12 protein-coding genes and 1 pseudogene are annotated in these 21,479 nt (G+C 58.4%); 6 read left to right on the top strand and 7 right to left on the bottom strand.

Features of this window, described 5'->3' with window-relative positions; genetic code table 11:
- The first annotated feature begins 450 nt into the window (after window positions 1-450).
- Window positions 451-1,347: a DUF4405 domain-containing protein gene (locus OFAG_RS06550; protein WP_020994985.1), complete on the top strand. Its 897-nt coding sequence runs from the start codon at window positions 451-453 to the stop codon at window positions 1,345-1,347.
- A 169-nt stretch (window positions 1,348-1,516) separates the two neighbouring features.
- Entirely contained in the window at window positions 1,517-1,873 is a 357-nt protein-coding gene (locus tag OFAG_RS06545; protein WP_020994984.1) for a hypothetical protein, read from the top strand.
- A gap of 50 nt (window positions 1,874-1,923) precedes the next feature.
- Here OFAG_RS06545 and OFAG_RS06540 read toward each other — a convergent pair whose 3' ends face one another.
- Complete coding sequence (locus OFAG_RS06540) at window positions 1,924-2,268, bottom strand: hypothetical protein (protein ID WP_040719812.1); 345 nt, start codon at window positions 2,266-2,268, stop codon at window positions 1,924-1,926.
- 31 nt (window positions 2,269-2,299) lie between these two features.
- On the opposite strand from OFAG_RS06540, the gene OFAG_RS13790 reads away from it, so the two are divergent.
- Window positions 2,300-2,452, top strand: coding sequence for a hypothetical protein (locus OFAG_RS13790; protein WP_155979189.1), 153 nt, complete (start codon window positions 2,300-2,302; stop codon window positions 2,450-2,452).
- Window positions 2,453-2,681: 229 nt separating this feature from the next.
- Here OFAG_RS13790 and OFAG_RS06530 read toward each other — a convergent pair whose 3' ends face one another.
- The 3 genes from OFAG_RS06530 to OFAG_RS12870 all read right to left on the bottom strand — a co-directional run bounded on the left by OFAG_RS06530 (window position 2,682) and on the right by OFAG_RS12870 (window position 8,057).
- Complete coding sequence (locus OFAG_RS06530; protein ID WP_005877144.1) at window positions 2,682-3,389, bottom strand: B3/B4 domain-containing protein; 708 nt, start codon at window positions 3,387-3,389, stop codon at window positions 2,682-2,684.
- A 531-nt stretch (window positions 3,390-3,920) separates the two neighbouring features.
- On the bottom strand, window positions 3,921-4,529 hold the full coding sequence (locus OFAG_RS06525; RefSeq protein ID WP_005877146.1) for a hypothetical protein: 609 nt from the start codon (window positions 4,527-4,529) through the stop codon (window positions 3,921-3,923).
- 12 nt (window positions 4,530-4,541) lie between these two features.
- A complete protein-coding gene (locus OFAG_RS12870) occupies window positions 4,542-8,057 on the bottom strand; it encodes an autotransporter outer membrane beta-barrel domain-containing protein (RefSeq protein ID WP_005877148.1) in 3,516 nt (1,171 codons plus the stop codon).
- A 1,251-nt stretch (window positions 8,058-9,308) separates the two neighbouring features.
- Here OFAG_RS12870 and OFAG_RS06505 point away from each other — a divergent pair.
- A complete protein-coding gene (locus OFAG_RS06505; protein ID WP_005877150.1) occupies window positions 9,309-10,211 on the top strand; it encodes a tetratricopeptide repeat protein in 903 nt (300 codons plus the stop codon).
- A gap of 44 nt (window positions 10,212-10,255) precedes the next feature.
- Here the strand turns inward: OFAG_RS06505 and OFAG_RS13785 are convergent, their stop codons facing one another.
- The 3 genes from OFAG_RS13785 to OFAG_RS06480 form a co-directional block, all read right to left on the bottom strand.
- Complete coding sequence (locus OFAG_RS13785; RefSeq protein WP_147617674.1) at window positions 10,256-10,666, bottom strand: hypothetical protein; 411 nt, start codon at window positions 10,664-10,666, stop codon at window positions 10,256-10,258.
- Window positions 10,667-11,060: 394 nt separating this feature from the next.
- Complete coding sequence (locus OFAG_RS06490; protein WP_147617675.1) at window positions 11,061-11,480, bottom strand: hypothetical protein; 420 nt, start codon at window positions 11,478-11,480, stop codon at window positions 11,061-11,063.
- A 657-nt stretch (window positions 11,481-12,137) separates the two neighbouring features.
- On the bottom strand, window positions 12,138-17,693 hold the full coding sequence (locus tag OFAG_RS06480) for an autotransporter outer membrane beta-barrel domain-containing protein (RefSeq protein WP_020994979.1): 5,556 nt from the start codon (window positions 17,691-17,693) through the stop codon (window positions 12,138-12,140).
- Between the two features lie 542 nt (window positions 17,694-18,235).
- Here OFAG_RS06480 and OFAG_RS06470 point away from each other — a divergent pair.
- On the top strand, window positions 18,236-20,284 hold the full coding sequence (locus OFAG_RS06470) for an immunity protein Imm33 domain-containing protein (protein WP_005877155.1): 2,049 nt from the start codon (window positions 18,236-18,238) through the stop codon (window positions 20,282-20,284).
- 429 nt (window positions 20,285-20,713) lie between these two features.
- A pseudogene (locus OFAG_RS06465) lies at window positions 20,714-21,479 on the top strand (hypothetical protein); the annotation flags it as partial.

Raw genomic sequence — 21,479 nt, 5'->3', positions numbered from 1 at the left:
CCGTTTTCCGTTTTCCGTTTTCCGTTTTCCGTTTTCCGTTTTCCGTTTTCCGTTTTCCGTTTTCCGTTTTCCGTTTTCCGTTTTCCGTTTTCCGTTTTCCGTTTTCCGTTTTCCGTTTTTCCCGTTTTCCCGTTTTCCCGTTTTCCCGTTTTCCCGTTTTCCCGTTTTCCCGTTTTCCCGTTTTCCCGTTTTCCCGTTTTCCCGTTTTCCCGTTTTCCCGTTTTCCCGTTTTCCCGCTTTTCCCGTTTTCCCGTTTTCCCGTTTTCCCGTTTTCCCGCTTTTCCCGCTTTTCCCGCTTTTCCCGCCTCCGCAGCCCCTTTCTTTCAGAAAGATTTCCTTACAAAACAGTCAGGCCGCCCCGCCCCGGCTGCGTTACAATAAAAGCCGTACGTGATGGCGGGGGGAATCGTCCACCGCCATCACGTGCGGCCCATGCTTTCAGGAGGCGACATGCACCTTAAAACCGCTATCCGGCTCGCATTCGACCTGCTCATTCTGGTCGCGATGGTTTTGCTGTACAACACGCGGGCCATGGGTCTGGCGTATCATGAAATCGCCGGACTGGTCCTCTTCGCCTTTTTCATTGTCCACCTCGCCTCCAACCGCCTGTGGATCACCGCCATCACCTCGCGGCTCGCCAGCGGCACGCTTCCGGCCCGAACCGTTTTCAGCTATGGCGTTTCCCTTGGCCTGCTGGCGGCCTTTCTGGCCGTCGGCGTCAGCGGGGTCGCCATCTCGCGCGTTGTCTTCGATTTCCACAGCAGCTGGCCCGTCTGGAAAACCATCCACAAAACCGGAGCCGCCATCGCCCTCATCCTGACCGGCATCCATCTCGGCCTTCACCATGCCTTCATCCTCGGCATGCTCGCCAAATGGTTTTCCATCCCCGACACCCGCTCCATCCTGCACGAACTCCGGATAGCCCGGCCATTTCTGGGGATTTCCCTCTCCGCGAAATCCCGCTCTGTCCTTCTGAAAACGTTTGTCGCCCTCGTTCTGGCCGGCGGCGCCGCCAGCTTCGCCACCACGCCGTTTTTCCGCTGGCTGTCGCTGCCCTTCGTCACGAAACCGGCCAAACAGGCCAGCGCTTTGCCCGCCCCGGCAGCGGCCGCCCGATCCCGCCCCCGGCGGCTTTTGGCGACGCCGTCCGGGCCAAAACGCTCCCGGCGGGCGAAAAACCACAGGCCCCGGCCACGCCCGCCGCCCGCCTTGCCAGGCAAACCGCAACAGAAACCCCTGCCGCCGCGACAGGCAACCGCCTCACCCCGGAAAACTCCCCCGGAAAAACCGCCCGATCGCAAACCCGGACAAGACAGCGCGACACACCCGGCCTCGTCACCGCCCTGAAAACACTGGGCCAGTTCATCTCCATGACGCTTTTCATCGCTGTCGTCACCGCCCTAACCGACATCCGGCTGGCAAAGGCCCGGAACAAACAGCCATAAACCCCGTTTCCCCTGTGCGGCAAACCCGGATACCCCCTTGCCGGAAAAGCGGAAAAGACATTCTGCTGTCCATGAACCTGCTCAAACCGGCCGGAAAGGAAATCTGCCGGATCATCCGGCACACCACGTGCGAAAAGGCAAAACGGCTTGCGCGCCCCATACTGGCCCACGACGCATTCCGCGACACGCCCGCCATCGCCCCCTGCGAAAAGACCGGCAAAAAACATCCCGACAGCCGCCACGAACTGGCCCTGAAAACCGTCAAGGAGGGAAGGGTTGAAAACAGGATGAATAAAAAAGGTCAAAAAAGCCTCGAACCCGCCTGCATACCGGGTCTGACGGGTTTGGCAAAACATTTTGATTGCCGGACAGTTCGGGTGAAAATCCGGGAAAAAACCGCGGGAAAAAGACGGGAAATCCCGCTTTGAACCGGGAAACAATCCCTTATCCAATCGCCGGAAAATACCCTTCAAACGATTCACCAAGCCTTTTTATTTCCCCTTTGAAAGCAGGTACCCGATGTGATCCTGTCCCAGATGCCGGATCGCATCAGCCTCATCATCGGGAACCCAAGCAACAGTCTGGCAGGCCATCCGGGATGGCTGACTTTCGTCCGGTACAGGCCGGCAAACTTCAACGCCCTGCCTTTTTCCGGTCTGATGGGATAAGGCGCGGTTCCCTTGTGAGGCCACTTTGCCTTTTCGTTTCCGAAAGCAAGGGCCAGCACATTGCCATTCACCGCAGGATGCAGGTTATCCGGCATATCGCCATGTTCATCGCGTATCCTGTTGCCCTTGTTGCCGGCCAGCGCCAGGGCCGACAACGGATGCCAGGGTATCTTCCGGATCGGCTGGTTGGCGACGCCTGCCCCTGTTCCGGTTCAGCACGGTTTCCCCGATGCTTTCCCGAATCGGTTGCGGTTCATCGACGATCTGCCGGATCAGCGACAGGGTGCGATTGAAATCCCCGGCCTGAATGTCAATGATAATCGGGATGGACTGATCTGACGGGAGTTGGGCGTGTGGCCAATTTGCCTGGCGCGCGCATTCCCTTCCATTGAAACGCAGTCGGCAAATGGCGGCGTTTCTTATCTCCTGAAAACCGTCATCGGCCGGAAAAACGCCCCACCCCGGCCGGCCGCGCGCCCGCCTCCCCCCAAACAGGCACGGCAGACAGCCTGCCGCCGGAACCGCCCTGTTCTCCGGCAATGGAAAACCGGCGCATGGCAGCCGCCCGTCAAAACGACCAGACGAACTCCGGATGATCCCGGTCAACGAACCCCGTTCTCACCTCAGCGCCGAAACAGGCCACCAGCTTTTCCGCCAGCTCGTTTGCCGCTGCCTTGACCGCAACGTCATTGAACCCCGCAAACCCGTCAATCGGGAAAAACACCGCAGACGTTTTTGCCGTAATCTTGCCGTTTTCGCTCTGCCGCCATGTCCAGCGCCGCGTCCTCACCTGATGGCCGACCGCATACACCACCTCGCCGGAATCGGGCACTTCCTCCCTGCCCCCGCCAAACGGCAGAAAACGGTCGTTTTCGGTTGCCGGCCGCATCTCGATCGCATCCGGCACATCCTTCAGATCGTGCGTCCCCATCGGAATCACATACTTTAACGACACGGCATTGTTCAGATCGACCAGCGGATTGATCGACGGCAACCCCTTGCCCTTGCCGATCCGGGAAAACAGCGCCTCCGCCGAACAGGGAAAACGGTTCGGATTGATCCCCAGCGCCCGGAAAGCCTCACGGTACGGCACGATCTCCCCGGCCTTTTTCACCTCCTGTCCGGAAAACCGGGCCTGCGCCGCCGCGACCGACTGCGCCAGCATCGCCGATACCTCCGGCCTCTCCCGCGTATTGTCCACCCCCTGCGCCACCACAACGCCCGCCACCATATCGGGAATCGCCGCAAACACGCGGCCATCAATCACGAATCTCATTTTCCTGCCCCATCCATTGCCACCGCACGGCAGGCCACCCTGCCGGCGCCTTTGCCCCGCCGATCCCGGAACACCGTGCGCCATTATCGCCCGCCCCCCGCCCGGCCGCAAGCCGTTTCCGGAAACGGCCCGGACACCAGCCCCGGCCCGCCACACACGAAACGGCCGGATTCCGCCCTGCCCCCGTCCCATGCGGAAAACCCCCGGCCCGCCACACAAAAAAAGCAGCGTTTTCACGCTGCCCTTTCCGCCATGCAGTCAACGACTTGCCCCGCCCCGGCTTGCCATCGGGAGCCCGCCTTCCGGCCCTCTCCGGTCAGCCTTTTCGCCTTCCCCCCCGTCCTGCGCCCGCTTTCAGAGCGGGTCTGCCATCACGAACAGGAGCGGCAGAGCCGCCATCGGGAAAACCGTGAAAACCCTGCGCAGAGACGGGCAGGCCTCCCTGACAAAAGGCAAAAAAGGAAAAACACCTGACAAGCCCCCCAATTCAGGCAAACCGGGCAAGAATACCCGTACCACGGAACATTCCGGTCACAAGCCGAAAAACGACGTCGAATACCCGACACGGCGGATCGTGCCGTTGCCCGCCAGCCCGAAAACGAGCCGCGAAAAGCGCCGCCCGTCCCGCTCGCCGTTGAACGCGCGGCACCCCTCATGACAGCGATACACCGCCCAGCGCACCACCTCCGGATAATCGTCCGCCGACAGGCGGTTCCAGTGAAGGCGATCCGGTTCGCCATACGCCTTCAACAGATCGTCCCGGTGCATCCCGACGGCAATCCCGCGCGACGTCTCCACATCGGGACGGCTCGTCAATACCCGCAAGACAGGCGCCCTTTCCCCGGACGCCGGTGTTTTCGCCAGCCACAATTCCCCTTGCCCGTAAAACACATGCGTCGCCACCCTTTCCGGTTCCGCGCCTTCCTCATTGCCGACTGTCCGGCAATGGCGCCGTTCCCCCAGAAAAGCCGCCCCCTCGTCCATCGAAAGCGCCTGTCCCTTGAGCGGCAGGCCGGCCAGCTCCGTTTCCCGTTCCATCAGCGGCGGCAAAAGCGATTCAGCCCGCGCCGGTTCCGCCAACACCGGCCAAAATAGCTGTACCAGCAACGGAAACAGCACGCCCGTTTTTTTCAGTCCCATGACACCCCCCGTTCAGAATTCAACCCGGACACCGCCCTCGACCCGCCAGGGCATATCGACCTGGCCGCCGAAACTGCGCTCGAAATCGAAATACACGTGCATGCCTTCTTTCAGCACCATATTCATGCCGAAACCGGCCTCGTACCAGGTCCCCCCCATATCATTGGCCAATCCGGCCGACCCGCCGGCGGCGTCGCGCAACATGAACCGGTCGCGCCCCATGAACTCATGCAGCGCCGACGCCTTCACATACGCCCGTTTCGGCCGACGGTATTCGCTCTCGAATTCCCGGCTCAATACCACCCCGGCCCGGCCGACCAGACTGTCCGCATCCTTCTGATCGACATGAATGCCCTGCCGCGTCGTATAATCGCCGCCCCACAAATGGCCGTACGTGACCTGAAGCTGCGGTTCGACAAACCAGTTGTCCGCATGCACCTTTTTCTTGCGGCCATATTCCGCGCTCGCGCTGGCCGCCCAGTTCCTGCCGACCCCATGATCGGCGAACGCCCCGAACGTCTCGTAATCCGTCCTCAGGCGGCTGCCCTTGACGACCAGATCGAGATAATGCCCCTTGTACCCCAGCCAGGTGGCATAAAGCGTCAGGCTCGTATTCGTGTTTTCCCCCTTGCCCTGTGAAAACCGGGTATCCGTCTCGCCCCACGACAGCGCCGCGCCCCGCCGCCACATCCCCTTTTCGCCGATCTCCCGGCGGTCGGCCCCGATCTGGAGAATCGTCGTATAGCCCGTGAACCCGTACGTCCCGCCATCCTCATGCTTGCTGCGGATCACCCGCGCCCAGGCGCCGTCCTGTCCATCCGAATAGCGCAACTCGCCCATGCGTTTTAACAGCGTATCGTTCTCATTCCACCAGCGCCACCCGGCAAAGGACGCGGCCGCGGCCTTCACCGGCGTCCTGCCTTCCTCGGACACCTCCCGCCTGAACCCCGACAGCCAGTAATCCACATAACCGTTTTCATCCGCCGCCGTTTCCGACAGGCCCAGATTTTCGTATTCCGCCTTCGTGAACCGGGTATCGTCCTTCACGACGAACCGCCCGCCGGCCTCGTCATAGACCGACTGGCCCGAGGCGTGATGTTCCGTCCTCCAGATCCTCGGCGTATAGACAAACAGCGGACTGTGCTGCACGGCCTGTCCCACCAGCGTCACGTTCTGCGGCACCGTAGCGAACTTCAGCACCGTATCGTCATATGCCCGATCGTTTTTCACCGCCGGATCATGAATCCGCACCGCGTATGTCTGCGCACCGCCCGAGGCCGACCGCACAGACAGGAAATCGCCGTAACGCCTTTCGTATTCCAGCGTCCCTTTCACCTCGCCGACCGTCATCCCCGACAGCGCCACCTCCACATCCTGGCCGCGATAGCGGTACACCGGATTGGCCGTGAATTTTCCCGTTGCCGGATCAATTGCCCCCTGCGACACCAGATCCCCGCCGAAATACGTCATGCCATCATAAGACATCACGGTTTTTCCGGCCGAGAGCATATCCGTATTCATCACAAACGTACTGCCCGTCCCGCCGGCGCGGGCCACCGGCGCCACCATATCGCCCACCGTCATCTTCTGGAACGGCAGTGCGTCGTCATAACGCTTTTCCGGATGGTAGAAATCAATCGTCCCCCCGTTCGCACGCAATATCGCGTAACGGCTGTCCGCCGTCACATCCCAGCGTGTCGCCTCCGACACCGTCATGTCGATATTCCCGTTGGCCGCCCCCGTCAGGTACGACCCGGCCGCATCCATGACAAACGTGATCTTTTCCCGTTCCCCCGCCAGACCGGAAGCATCGTCCGCCGCCCGGGCGCTTTCCCGCCATCCGGCGGGCACCTCATCCCGGCCCGCCAGTGCGGCGGAACGCAGGATAATCCCGCCATTGTCCCGGATCGCCCAGGCCAGCACATCCACATTCATCGACAGGGCGGCACTGAGATCGCCGGGATTGCCCGAACCGCCAGACCCTCCGGTTCCTTCCGGCGCCGTATGCAAATCGCCATCCACCTCGACCAGATGGCGCCCTTCCGTATTCACCATGACCTGCGCGCCGCCCCATGCCTCGATCGCCCGTGCCTTTTTCAGCGACTCGTCATATTGCGTCCGGTCAACCGACGCCTTCAGCCCGCCGTTCACCGTTACACGCGCCCCCTTGTCCGCCAGCACGCCATACGCGTCCGCCGCGCCGCTCCTTACCGCATAAGCGAGCTGACCGGTAAAACCGGCCTGCGTCTTTTCCGTGGCAAACACCCCATAAGCCCCGGCATCCGTACTGCTGGCCGAAATCCGTGTCTCGCCGGCAAACGATGAGAACGTCTCCTCATGCGTCTGCATCAGGCCGAACACCTCATTTTTCGCCTGCAAATCCATCGTCACAGACCCCGTGCTGTCCACCCTCGACCCCCGTGAACCGAACCCGGGCTTTTCCGACTGATCCGCATAACGGGCATTGAACAGGCCAACCGTCACCCCTTCTCCCGTGGAAACCGTCTCGCCGTCCCCCGTCCCGTTTTCCTGACGGACTGCCGCATTGCCTGTGGCGATCACCAGATCCGAACGGTTCTCCAGCACCCCGCCCGAATTGAATATCCCGATGGCATGGCTGGCGATATCCACCGTATCCTTGCCGATCGCCACCCCGTCACGGTTGACCCCCTTGTTGAACACCTCGATTCTCGTCGTATCGGCCCCCAGATGAATATCGCCCCGCGTATTCAGAATCCCGTACACATTCCCGCTGGCCCCGCCATACTCGTTGGAAGCGGCGATGCTCACCTTCCGGACGCCCAGTCCGGTATCCGCCATTCCCAACGCCGGATCGGCCCGCAATTCATCCTGTCCCCAAAACGAGACAGACCCTCCCTCCTCCAGCCGGATAGCGGCCACATTGCCGCTTAACCCATTGTGATTGCTTGCCAGAATCGCTGTCTCTTTCGAGAGGAAATTGAAATGGGCCGCACCGTTGCCGTCGTCATACTTGTGCGTGTACTTCCTGGCATAAATCCCGTACAGCCCTGAATGCCAGTGCGAGCGACTGCCCCCCACATCCAGTGTCGCGACAATCCGCGAGCTTTCCGGCGCCAGAAAATCCCAATACACCGTACTGCCCGTTCCCTTGACTGCAGAAAGCGGCGTATCCAGATCGTCAATTCCCCAACTGGTGTAAAAACGGGCCCTGTACGACGTGACGCCCCCCTCACCAGAAGCGATATTCGGCCATGCCTCGGACGACAGTTCCGTCCCATCCTCGTTGAACCCCATCAGCGAACTGCCGCTACTGACATCGATCCAACGGTCGCGGATGTTATACGCCGGAGCGGACCCTCCCGACGGCCGGACATTCTCATAGCGGTCGATCCATTCCGCACAAGCCTGCTGTACCACGAAAAACGGCGTCACCACCAGCGCTATCGCTACCGACAACCGTGTCCGCTCCGGAAACACGCCTGAAACGCGCCCTCCCGATTTGCCCGATAGCCGTTTTGCCTGCCCGAAAACCCTTTCTGCCGCCACTTTGCCTCCCTGTCTTCCAGTAACCACAGGCCTGGCATACAGGCGGGAAAAACCGGTCTCCCCGCACCCGGTTTCCAAACATTTGCTAATGATGATTAGAAGCCTTCCACAAACCTTTCAACCTATTGATTCAAATACCTTTTTTCAGAAAACGGCCTTTTTTCGGGAGCTTGAAACGTTTTCCGCAGTCAGTTACAATAAATGCTTTATGAGCAGGCCAGCTCAGGGCTGTGGCGGGATAGCGGCCATTTCCGTTGCCGTGTCTAACATCCGCTAATCATCATTAACGGACATTAAGCCGCTCTTTGTGGGTCTTTTTCCCGCTTCCCCATAAAAAACAGGCGGCCATCATACCCGCCCGCGTCCCCCACCGTCCCGGCGTATCCGTCCACCCGCGTCAGGAAACCGGGCCGGAACGTCGCCCACTCATCCGAACGCCGGCCATCGGCATACCAGCAGATCGCCCACCCAAAGCAGGGAAGCCTCAGAAACCGGATGAACAAAAAAGGGCAAAAAAGGCCTCAAACCCGCCTGCCTGCCCGGTTTGCCGGTTTTGCGAAACCGCTTGACTCTGGACAGTTTTGGTGAAAAGCCGGGAAAAAACCGCGGGAAAAAGACGGAAAAACCCGCTTTGGATCGGGGAAAAACCCCTTGTCCCATAGCTGAAAAACCGCCTTCAAACGATTCAACAGGCCTTTTTATCCGGCAGGGTGAGTGAAAACACGGTCCGGAAACCCGATCCGGCTCATCCAAAAACCAAACCCCTTGTACCAGACGCCGTCTCCAAAAACCGCTCCCCCCGCTTACCGCAATCCGCCTCCCGCTTCGCGGCCGCCAAAAACAGGCAAGCCCCGCCTTCGACAGGCCGCCTCCGGACACGATATCCGGAAAACCCCGCATACTGAAGAAATCAAACGCCCGGTCATACCGGGACGCCGCCTCCGCGCCATCCGGCATCCGGCTCCCTTGCCGGAATCCGGACAAGACCGGCACCCCCTTTCCGCGACACACGGTTTTTCAGGAAACCGGACCGGCCCGACACGCAGGGCGGCCTGCCGGGACTCCCACCGGAATCGGCCAGCCCATGTCCCCGAAAAGGAAAAGCCCCACACCCGCCTTGCCGGACAGGCAAGCCCGTTTTCTCCGTTTGCGCCCGGACCGGCAGGTTCTTCTTTGCGCAAACCGCTCATCCTGCTATCATTTCAGGGATAACGGCACAGAACCCTTCACGACATTTTACCGAGGCAAACCATGCAAGAAAAAAAACAGACCCGAAGCGGGTGGAAACAATACGCCACCCTGCTGATCTTCGTCCTGCTCATCGCGCCGGCCGGACTGGTCTTTGCGGGAGTGGCGGAAGACGCCGCCAAAGGCATAGCCCTTTACGAAACGAAAAACTATCAGGACGCCCTGCCCTATCTGCAAAAAGCCGCTGAAGCGGGCGACACCCGGGCCCAGCTCTATCTGGGCAACCTGTACCGTGAAGGACTGGGCGTCAAAAAAGACTACGCCAAAACCATTCCCTGGTTTGAAAAAGCCGCCACGGCCGGCAATCCACGCGCCCAGACCTATCTCGGCATCGCCTACAGCGAAGGGCTGGGCGTCGAACCCGATTACCAGAAAGCCGCGCAATGGTTCCTGAAAGCGGCAGAACAGAACCATGCCCCGGCCCAGACACTGGTCGGCGTCATGTATTACAAGGGCATGGGCGTCGAACAGAGCTTTCCGCAAGCGCAGAAATGGCTTGAAAAAGCGGCCGCCAATGGCGAAAAAGACGCCCAGTCCTTTCTGGGCCTGATCTATCTGGAAGGCAACGACCACAACGACCCGCAAAAAGCCGTCGAACTCCTGAGCAAGGCCGCCGATCAGGATGAACCGCTGGCCCAGACCATTTTGGGCATCATGTACATCCAGGGCAAATACGTCAAACAGGATTACGCGAAAGCCGAAGTCCTCCTGACCAAAGGCGCCGAAGCGGGCAACGTCGATGCCGCCACCTTCCTCGGCAACATGTACTATCGCGGCCAAGGCGTCAAAAAAGACAAGGCCAAAGCCGTCAAATGGCTGGAAAAATCCGCCGTGCGCGGCGACATGGACGCGCAGGAACTCCTCTACCGCATCCACCACGCCAAACCGGGCGAATTCGACAACTGATCCTGCCAAAACCGGCAAAAGCGCCTCCTGCCGGGGCGCTTTTTTCATGCCCCGGCCCCTTCCAGCACCCCTGTCAGCCCCTCTTTCAGCACCCTGTCAGCCCTCTCATCCGTCCCCTTCGCGTGAACGGCCCGGAAAATGCCGGCCCTGTCCCTGTTCCACCCGGCTCCTTCCCCGGAAAACGGCATCCCCAAGCCGCCCGAAAAACCGGGCACATCGCGCCCGGACGCCCGGCTTCCCCGGGAAAAGCGCCTTGCCAAAGCCGCGCAACCGGAAACGCCCGCCCGATCATCCCGCGCCATGCCATCCTGCCCTGAGCTTGCCGGACAAGGCGTTTTCGCGTACCCCCTTGCCCCCGCATCCGCCTGAGCGCAACAGGCCGGCAGGACACGGACAGGCCGGCATACGCCATCGCCCGCTCTGGAAAAACGGCCATCCGGACAAAAAAGGGACAAGCCGGGCTATCGCCCATTTCCGGAAAGGGCGCCAAACAGGCTGCAAACCGGCCTCCCTTGCGGCCGGACACGACAGCGGCGACACCGCCAGAGCAGACATTCCGAAAAGAAACCGGCAAAAAAGGGCGGGAAAAAACCGGAAAAAAGCGCAACACCATCAGGCCGCCCCGCCTGACGGGCCGGCATGCGCAGCAAACGCGGGAAAATGGAAAAGGCGTTCCGGAAAACGAAATCCCCCGGAAACCGCTATCTGTCCGGGAAACGGACACCTGCCGGCCAACACCAGTCAGGCCATTCCCCTGTCCCGACACACCCGGCAAAAAAACCCGGCAACCGGAAAGAGACCCCTGCCGCGAAAAAACACAGCGGCTGCCTGCCGGAACGTACCGGGCCGTTATGCGGCGTCAGAAAAAGCCTTTTCCTTATCCCGCTCCCGGAACGCCCCGAAAAACACCTGCCGGTAAAAACGGCGGACAAACCCCGTATGGAATGCCATATTATTGAAAAACGGGAAATCGAACCGTTCAGGCGCGGCCCCGGTCTTCCTTTCCCCTGAATCCTCATGGCCGACATACATGGCGTCCGTCCGGGCGCGCGTTTCGTACCGCTTGCCGTCTTCCGGAGCCAGCCCCATCTTCAGCGCCAGATCATGAACATAAACGGTTTTTTCCTCCGCGCCCGTTTCCTGCCGGCGCGCCAGCGCCTTTCCCGTCCGTCCCGAAAGCGACCGGTCAAGCGCAATCGCCAGCTTGCCTGCCGTATCGTCTTTTGGCGTCCGGTTCCCGGCCGTCCCGTCTTCAGACTTTTCCTCCACGGCCCCCACCCGGCCGGAAAAACCGCACCCGGCAAAAGAACGCCGGCAAGCGGCATCGGTCAAGCCGGCCGTGAAAGGGAGCCTCCGGTTTCGGCAGGCAGGCGGCTTTTCCGGATAGCGCACATCACCATCGTATCAGGCATTCCGCAAGACCGTGAAACCGTTTTCCCCTTCCGTCGTGACGGAAGTCCGCCACCGGCCAGAACCGCGAACCTGAATAAATACCGGTCGGTGCGCAAACAAGCGGAGGCAAAACGGGCTTTCGCCGTTCCTGTTTTCCGTTTTCCTCTCACCGTGTCCCATTCCGGACAGAAATTGCCGCACCTCCCCGTCCGTTACATGCTTTTTCCTGAGTCGCCTTCACGATGAAAGAAAACCGCTTTCCGGAAAAATCCGGCCTGACAACAGGGTAGATAAGCCGTTCCATTTTCCCGACCCCGAATTTCCCTTCACTCTAACCGGACAGGTTTCCTGCATTCCGGCAAACAGGCAGGCCGCCTGTCTCCGGTTTTACCCGCCACTATGGTATTTTCAGGTATCGTGGATTTTTGGTGCTTCCGGTTTTTCAGTCATGATGCTTCAACGGAAAAAAGGAGCGGTTTCCACTCCTTTTTTGTTTTCCGTTTTCCGTATTTTGTATCGGGTTGAAGCAGGACATCAGAACAGATAGTTGACGACAAAGTTGCCCATGACCCCCTCTCTCTGGCCGATGTAGCCTTCTATCGTGAAGTCGTAGTTCCAGCGGCTTTTTTCCGACGGCACGAATTTGACCCCGATTTCCAGTACGCCGCTGTCTCCTTTCAGGCTGGTGTCTTTCAGGCTGTATCCCAGGACACGCCCTCGCGCGTTTCCGTCGAATTCGTGTTCCCAGGCCAATCCTATGTAAGGCATGCTGGTTTTTTCCGCTGTGTAGTTGAGTCGGCTCCCCAGCCGGGTACGGTGGCTGTCTATGTCGTCGAGATGATAGCTGGCCCTGTTCATTTCCGCATGAAAGCCGTTCAGGTGCAACCACCGGTATTGAAGATAACTGTCGAGCATGTAGTCGGGGTGGTACTGCCATTCCCGGCCGATTTCGAAACCCGCTCCGTAGTAGGTGCTGTTCTTGTCGTAGTCGAGTCTGTCGCCGCTTCCGTCCTTGAGGTGGCTGTCGTAGTCGGTAAAGGCACGGCCGATTCTGGCATGGGCCTGCATGTAGGCGCCTTTCCAGTCTCCTTCTTTCTGTTTTCTTTCTCCGATAGCGCCGATTCCATAGTAGTGGATATCCCCGTCTCCTCTTGCCCACCGGTTATGCGTGTCCATGTTTCCCCAGCCGGCTTCGACGTAAAGTGCCCCGTTGATATCTTTTTCCGTGTCTTCCTTTTCGTTGAGTTTGCTTCTGAGTCCGATGAACCAGTGGGTTCCTGTGGTATGGGCCCAGGCCTTGTCTCCGTTCAGGTCATGATGCAGGTCTCCTCCGCTGACGGCTCCGTAAAAGCAGGTCTCCGGGATGCTTCCGTCTTCCCGCAGGCTGCACTGGAGCTTCCGGTCGAGGACGAAGTCTCCTGCCTCATTCAGGAAACCCGTCAGGGCCAGCCGGCCCTCGTTGACGGTTTCCGTTCCGGGGATAACTTCGGTTTCTCCTGTCTTGACGAGGTCGATACTGTCCCCGTCAACGCTATCAATACCGGGGCCGTCCCATTCTACCCGGTAGAGGGCCTGGAGGGCGCCGTTTTCGCGGACGGTGATCTGTCCGTTCTGATAGGTGACGTTTTCCGCTGTCAGGCCGGCGCCGGTTTCGTTTTTGATGACTTCGTAGCGTGGGGCAAGAGCACGGTTGGTATGGGCTATGGCTTCCTGGCCAGTGTGGAGGTGGATAGTGCTGTTACCGAGACGGGTCGTTTCTTTTTCTGTCAGGACGATGATCGGGTCACCGGCACGAAGCGTCAACCCCGCCAGATCGAGATCGACACGGTCGAAGTTTCCGATGTTTTGCGCGCGCCCCTTGAAATTCCTGATGTTCAGGGTATTGCCATTTTGCCCCGTAGCCACGTGTTGGCCGCTTCCAATGAGCCATGCGCCAGTGATGTCGATTCCGTTTTTTCCATCGAGGTTGACCGTGTTATCCTTCACAATCCCCAGGCTGTTGCCGGCAAAGACTTTGCCCCGGAGTGCGCCGCCATTGAGGTTGACCGTATTATCCAGAACACGTCCGGTGACCGCTGTGCCTCCGTACACATCAGCAGAAATGACGCCGCCATTCACCGTAACGGTATTGGATTCGATCGTGGCAATACCGGATTTTCCCGGCTGGCCGGCCACGCTTTCCCCTCCCGCAACCCGGCCGCCCTCCACCCGGACATCATCCGATACCATGACGGTATTGTTCCTGACAACAGCGAGATCAGCGCTTTCTCCATCTTGTCCGGTTCCTGTTGAATAGCCGGCTTCCCCTTGTTCCGGGAATGCGCCCTGTTTCCCGGCATGGTTCGTTGCGCCTGTCACACTGCCGCCTACGACACCACTACCACGGACGATGGTATTTCCAGCCAGCACGACATGGTTTCCACTTGCCGATCCTGTCCCGTCGTTCAGCCCTCCCGCTACATACGACGAAGGGCTGTTGACATCGCCAAGCGCTCCATTCGTAATCGTGACGGTATTACTGTCCGTATTCCCGGCTTCTCCGAACCGGACATAGCCACCAATGACAAAACCGTCAACGGCAAGCCGCACATCGCCACCCGCCTCAAGCCTAACGGTGTTTCCGGTACTGGTACTGGTACCGGTACCTTCATTATATCCGCCTGCGACATAGTTTCCGACGTGAAGGGTTTTTCCCCGGGTGCTGCTGTTGATGAGGGCGACGGTATTACCGTTTGTGCTTCCTGTTCCATTCTGGCCAATAACGCCTCCGGCAACAAAACCTTCGACGTCAAAGCCTGTGCCTGTCCCACCCGCCTTCATTCCCGCAGCCGGATCATTATCATCCCTAACGGAAAGGAAGACCGCATTGTTATCGGCGCTGACCGCTCCTGTTCCCTGATTGTATCCACCGTGAATGTTGCCGCCAAAGCCTCCGTTAGCCTTTACACGGGTATTCGTCACGGTGACGGTGTTGCCGTCGGCCTGTCTTGCTTCATCCGTGCTGCTATTGGCCTGCCCTTCCTTACTCTCGCCGGCAGCCGGGATAGGGCTGTCAACAAAACCGCCGTTAACGTAGCCCTGGATGGTACTCCCCGTAATGGCTACCTTATTTTGCAGAGCGCTTCCTCTTCCCTGATTCAGTCCGCCTGTGACATTACCGGTGATATCACCCACTCCATCAAGAATAACGCGGTTTTCCCGGAGCATGCCACCCCCTTCTTTCCGGTCGCGGGCGCCCATGATATCTCCCTGCACTGAACCGCCTGTGATCCTTACCGTGTTGCCCGTAAGGTTCACCATTCCGCCAATCACAGCGTTTTCATCAGCCCGGTCCAGACCGCCTGCGACAATACCGTAAACAGTACTGTTTTCAAGCTTGACGCTGTTTCCTGTTACATTCCCGCTCCCCTGGTTCACGCCCGCTGCCACATACTTTACGGTGAGCGTGCTGTCCCGAATCGTGAGATCGTTCCCGGACACGGTTCCGTTTTTGTTATCTTTAACAATAACGCCTCCCGCAACAAAACGGCCATCTGTGCCGCCGCCAGAAGAAATCAGGCTAACCTCTTCAAGATTTACGGTGTTCTCACTGACCGAAACATCCTCTCCAATCCCGGCATGATAGCCGCCCGCAATATAGGTTCCGACCCCGGCTTTTTTTATAGTGACTGCGTTGCCATCAGCATGGCCGCCTTTTCCATCATTGTATCCGCCTGCGACATAGTTTCCGACATGAAGGGTTTTTCCCTGGGTGCTGCTGTTGATGAGGGCGACGGTATTACCGTTTGTGCTTCCTGTTCCATTCTGGCCAATAACGCCTCCGGCAACAAAACCTTCGACGTCAAAGCCTGTGCCTGTCCCACCCGCCTTCATTCCCGCAGCCGGATCATTATCATCCCTAACGAAAAGGAAGACCGCATTGTTATCCGCGCTGACGGTTCCTATTCCCTGGTTGTATCCGCCGCCAATGTTACCGTCGTTAACAACGTTACCGTCCCCCGTCCTGAGAGCCTCTACATGGGTATTCGTCATGGTGACGGTGTTGCCGTCGGCGTGCCCTTCTTCGCCACTATTACCGGGAACAGCACCATTAATATAACCGCCACCAACGTATCCCTGGATGTGACTATCCGTAACGGTTACCCCATTCTCCCGGGCGTTTCCGCCCTCCTGATTAGCTCCCCCGGCAACATTGCCCACAATGTCGGTCTGCCAAAGACTAACCCTGTTCTTCCCAACATGTTCACCCTCCAGAGAGCGCGCTCCCGCAACGGCCATGGCCGATTGGAACTCGTCACTTTGTCCGGTTAAGTCCCTGATAACCTTGCCGCCCCGGATGATGACATGATTGTCAGTTAAATCGACCCTTCCATGGCCCCAGTCCAAACCGCCTGCGACAATACCGTAAACCGTACTGTCTTCAAGCCTGACCGTGTTTCCCGCGACCTCCCCGGTTCCCTGATTCAGGCCCGCTGCGATATATTTTCCTGTGAACCTGCTATTTACAAGGGTGACCGCATTGCCGTTTGCGTTTCCATTTTTTTGGCTGCCGACAAGCCCTCCAACCACATAATGACGTGGTATCACCGCACCGTCGGCGTCATACTCGGATAATTCAGTATTTTCAAGGTAAACAATATTGTTATTGGCATTGCTCTGTCCAGACGGTACCGTCACATCGGGACTGTCGCTCCCTTCATTTTCGCCGCCCGCGATATACCGCCTGATGTGGGCGTTATTTATGATGACATGGTTGTCGTTTGTGTCTCCCTCGCCCATATACGAAATATGGCCACCAACGACATACTCTCCTGTTTCATCAGGCGACACATCCGGACTTTCCCCGGCTCGAAAAGCCGGACCTTCCGCAGCTCCATTCAAAGAGCCTGTATTCCCCTCAACATGATTAATAAAAACCGTGTTACTGCTGGCACTGCTCTTTCCACTTCCATAATTCAATCCTCCTGTGATACCTTGCACAACGCTGGTACCTGCAAGGCTCACCCGGTTTCCATCAGCCCGACCGCTGCCCGTCCCGTCAATATAACCCCCTGCGACGATTCCTGCGACGCTGCCGCCCGTCAGGCTTACCTTATTTTCAAGCGTGTCTCCTGTGTGGCTTGCAATCCCGCCCTGAACAGCGCCTGCAACCGCGGTATTTTCAAGGCGGATTTCATTGTTATCCGCATCGCCGGTTCCCTGATTGTAGCCGCCCGCGACATAACTTTTGACAAGGAAATTCCGGGCGCTGGTATTGGTCACCGTAACCTGGTTACGGTTCGCGTTTCCCTCTCCCTGCTGCCCCATAACGCCTCCGGCAACAAAACCGCCGACCTGAAAGCCTGAGCCATCCGCTGCCGTACTATCCACTGTAATGGCCACCTCGTTCTGACTGGCGCTGCTCTTACCTGTTCCCAGATTAAAGCCGCCTTCAATATTTTGCCCGACACTGGCATTTCCGAGGCTCACCCGGTTTCCGTCAGCCCGACCGCTGCCCGTCCCGTCAATATAAGCCCCTGCAACGCTTCCTGCGACGCTGCCGCCCGTCAGGCTTACCATATTCCCAAGCGTGTCTCCTGTGTGGCTTGCAATCCCGCCCTGAACGGCGCCTGTCACCACGGTATTTTCAAGGCGGATTTCATTGTTATCCGCATTGCCGGTTCCCTGATTGAAACCCCCTCTAATGTCTCCGGAAACCGTGGTAGTTCCACCGGAATTCGCAAGGCGGATTTCGTTTGAATTTGCCGCTCCAGTACCAGTCTGCTTCAATCCCCCGAGAATGGACATGTTGATCTGTATATCTTTGGCGACATTGTCGGTTATTACCTTATTCCCGCCAGCATCGGCGTTGCTCGTGTAACCCCCTATAATCGCCCAACCGCCCCCCGTGACAGAATCGTTTATCAGAACCTTATTCCCCTCCCCCGCACCGGGTTGCGCGAATATAGTATTGCCGTTATCCGGCAATTGATACTCAGCAGCCCTGGAAACAGCAAAGGGAAGCAGGCATAAAGGAATGACTGCCACACGAAAAATTTCATTGACGATTCTGCTGACGCGGTTTTCCGGGAATCGGGTTAATTGCATCATTTCTGAAATACTTTGGGATGGTTCGTTTTATAAATGGCTATCAATATGGGCGGATAGGTCTGCTAATACGCATTAGCGGACATATGAAAATTACCTTTCCCTTTGATAAAAAACGGATTTCCGGATTTTTTCCGTCTTTTTCCCCTGTCATGGCCGAAGTTGATAAAAAATGCCAGATTCATTACCATCTCTCTCCGAATGAGAAATTTACAGGGCTCAAGAGGGAAAACGGTTTTTCCGGTTTTTACAAAAACCTCCATTAATGCGTATTAACAAATCCATTAATGCGTATTAGCGGATATTTATTCCGGCAAGCCATGTTGCATCGCCACATCATCTGGCAGGAAACGGGCGGCCCAAGACCGGAAAAACGCCCGCGAAAACCGTGCCGCATTCCCCGGTCTCCCCCGGCCTGACCGCCGTCAAACCGGCCTTTTCCCCTTCCCTCCCACAGAAAACGTCCAAAACCCGAAAAATCGCAACAAGCCGTTTTCCGGGCTTCCTATAATCACGGATGTTTCAACCCATCCGGGAGGTCAGACATGGACGACTTTCGCCCGCCATCCTTCGATTCGGGCAAAAAACCGGTGCTAAATGAAAGTTTGCGGGCCACCCTCCTGCAACTGGACAATGAAAACCGGATGAACGGCATCATCGACCTGATAAGCGGTCTCGACGGGGCGAGAAACGATTTTGAATCCGCACTCTGGGCCGCCTACGCCTTCAATAACCTGGACACCTACGAATCCTATCTGGAAGCCGAAAAATGGCTCAAAGGCGTCGAAACCGACGGCGCGCACAGCGGCATCTGGCATTACCGCTATTCCATCGCGCTGGCCTATCAGGGGAAATTCGGCGAGGCGCTGGCCGCCAGCGAAAAAGGCACACAGGTCGAACCGCTCTATCCCTGGGGCTGGCTCCAGCTCGCCCGCATGCAATACCACGCCGGACGTATCGCCGACGCCCGCTATTCCGTCGCCGTCGGCTTGAAACTCGCGCCCGGCGATTATGAATTCCTGACCCTGAAAGACGCCATCGAAAACGGCGCCGACAGCGACAGCGTCCTGGGCCATTTCATCTCTGTCAGCGACGATACCGGCTCGGCCCGTTCGCAGCGCATGGCCCGGCTCACCCACGAAAAGCGGCAGTATGAATCGAAACAGGCCCGGAAAACCCTGATCGGCCGCCTGAACCGGTACCATCTCGAAAAAGCCTTTTCCAAAATCGTCGATGAAATCATGGCCGTGCCGGAAGCCGAACGGGGATACGAACTGACCGTGCGGCTCGCCCGCGCCTTCAACAACCTCGGCGACTACGCGCAAGCCGCCCTTACCCTGAAATCCGTCGAAAGCCAGGGCGAAAACGACCCCGGCTGGCACTTCCATCTGGGCGCGGCCTGCTATTACCTTGGCAAAAAAACGCAGGCCAAGACCGAATTCGAACGCGTGCTGGAACTCGACCCGGAAGACGGCGACGCCTGGCAATACCTTGACTGGTGCTGCCAGGCCACCGGCGAAAACTCGCCCCTTCTGGCCGCCGGCCAGCTCCCCGCCCCGGCGTCCGGCCCTTCCCCGGCGCCGCGCGAAACAGAAACCCCCGAACTCTACAGCGAAGCCGAACTGGCCGCCGTGGAAAGCTACATCACGGACGCCTTCGGAGAATACGACTTCATCTTCCACGAACTGTTTTCTCCCGACATCCACGTCGATATCGCCATCATCAACCCGTCGAAGCGGCGTCCGTTCTATACGCTGGTCACCATCGGCATGGGCGCGCACCGCATGACCATGCCGTCCAGCCTCAGGGACAAAAAACTGGATCGTGCCGAAATGCTGATCTGCCTGCCGTCTTCCTGGGACATCCAGAACGACGAGGAAAAATGGTACTGGCCCCTGCGCTGGCTGAAAATCATGGCCCGGCTCCCGATCGCCAACCACACCTGGCTCGGCTGGGGCCATACCGTCCCCAACGACAAGCCTTTTGCCGACAACACGGGCCTCTCCGCCATGATGCTGATCAATCCGGGCCTCTTTTTCATGGATCGCGAACCGGTGGCCTGCACACTGCCGGGAGGCGACGTCGTCCATTTCTATCAGATGGTGCCGCTCTTTGACGACGAACTCGACTACAAACAGTCGCACGACGCCAACAAACTCATCGCCCTGTTGGACGAAGACGCCATCATCGTCGATATCCACCGGCATTCGGTCTGTTCGTTCGCCGACCGGAAAAACTGGGCCGTCAAGCCGGACGACATCCGGGAACTGCTGACCGGCTGGGACGGCCCCGAAGGGTGTCTGGCCACCGACCGGATCATGGTGGACGGCTGCAAGGTGGGCTACATGTACCGCGAGGAACCGGACGACGGCATGCCCGATTCCGGCTGGCGCTTCACGGCAGGCGACGAGTCGGCCGACTACATGACCGACCCCGACAGGGCCGGCATCTATGCCCTAAACACCGTCTGCAACGTCGATCCGGACATCATCCCCCTGCTGCATTCGCCCTACGGCACCGCCTGGTACCGAGACGAAACCGGCCAGTTCCGGCAAATCCCGCTGGAACCGGACGAAAAAGGCCCCCTTCAATAAAAAAATCGTAACCGCCGCAGCCGCCTGCCCCTTGCCGGACCCTTTCCGCAAGGGGCTTTTTTCCGGCTTGCCGCCGCTCTCCCCGAAAACCCGTGTTGTCCAGAAGAGACATCCTGCCGTGACCAGGCTCAGTCAGGAAATAACCGCTAATACCTGTTAGCGGGCCCATATCTTCCCTGACAAATGCCGGGAAGACCGGAGCCAAGTCTATCAAAAACAAGGAAAAACATCAACGCCGCCGGTTTCCCCCTCCGGTTTTTTTCAGGAAGCCTCATCAGGACAAAAAAAAGAAAAGCCATTCAAATCAACAAGTTGCGCCTTCCAAATGTCCGCTAACAGGTATTAGCGGACATTGGGAAGAGACAGGCGGAAAAAGAGCGGAACACGAAAAAGGGAGAGCGACAGGGATGGAACAGGGGCAATGGCAAGGTGAGACAAAATCAGGGCAAACAGGAAAGGCGATTCAGGCAAAGCCTTTTGGCATCGGCCATCGCCCTTGCCCTGCTGCCGGTGGTACCGCCGGTCATGGCGGACGACATAAACGGCAACGGCAGTGAAGGGAAAATCACCGTAGATCATGACGTTAACGGTAATGTCTATGGCTGGTATTACGATGATGCGACGCCGGCCAATGGCGGGGAAGTCACCATGAACGGCGGGACGGTCAGCCAAGGTATCTATGGCGGGTACAGTTATCGAGGAGAAGCCACCGGCAACACCGTCACCGTGACCGGCGGGAGAATCAACAACACTGTCTATGGCGGGTGGAGTATGTTCGGCACCTCCACCGGCAACACCGTCACCGTGACCGGCGGGGCAATCGGCAACGCTGTCTATGGCGGGTTCAGTCAGTCAAACGCTGCCACCGGCAACACCGTCACCGTGAGCGGCGGGACAATCACTGGCAATGTCCATGGCGGGAGCAGTTATCAAGGAGAAGCCACCGGCAACACCGTCACCGTGACGGATGGGACAATCGGCGGCAATGTCTATGGCGGGAGAAGTGCTTACGCCCATGCCACCGGCAACACCATCACCATACGCGGCGGGACAATCACCGGCGCTATCTATGGCGGGTTCAGTGCTGATACAGGCGCTGCCACCGGCAACACCGTCATCCTGGAAGGCCATCCGGATCATCTGAACCTGAACGACGTGTACGGCGGGTACAGTGACGGACAAGGCACACAGGGGA

The sequence above is a fragment of the Oxalobacter paraformigenes genome (assembly GCF_000158475.2).
In the GTDB taxonomy this organism is placed as follows: Bacteria; Pseudomonadota; Gammaproteobacteria; order Burkholderiales; family Burkholderiaceae_D; genus Oxalobacter; species Oxalobacter paraformigenes.
This window is presented reverse-complemented; position numbering and strand designations above follow the sequence as displayed.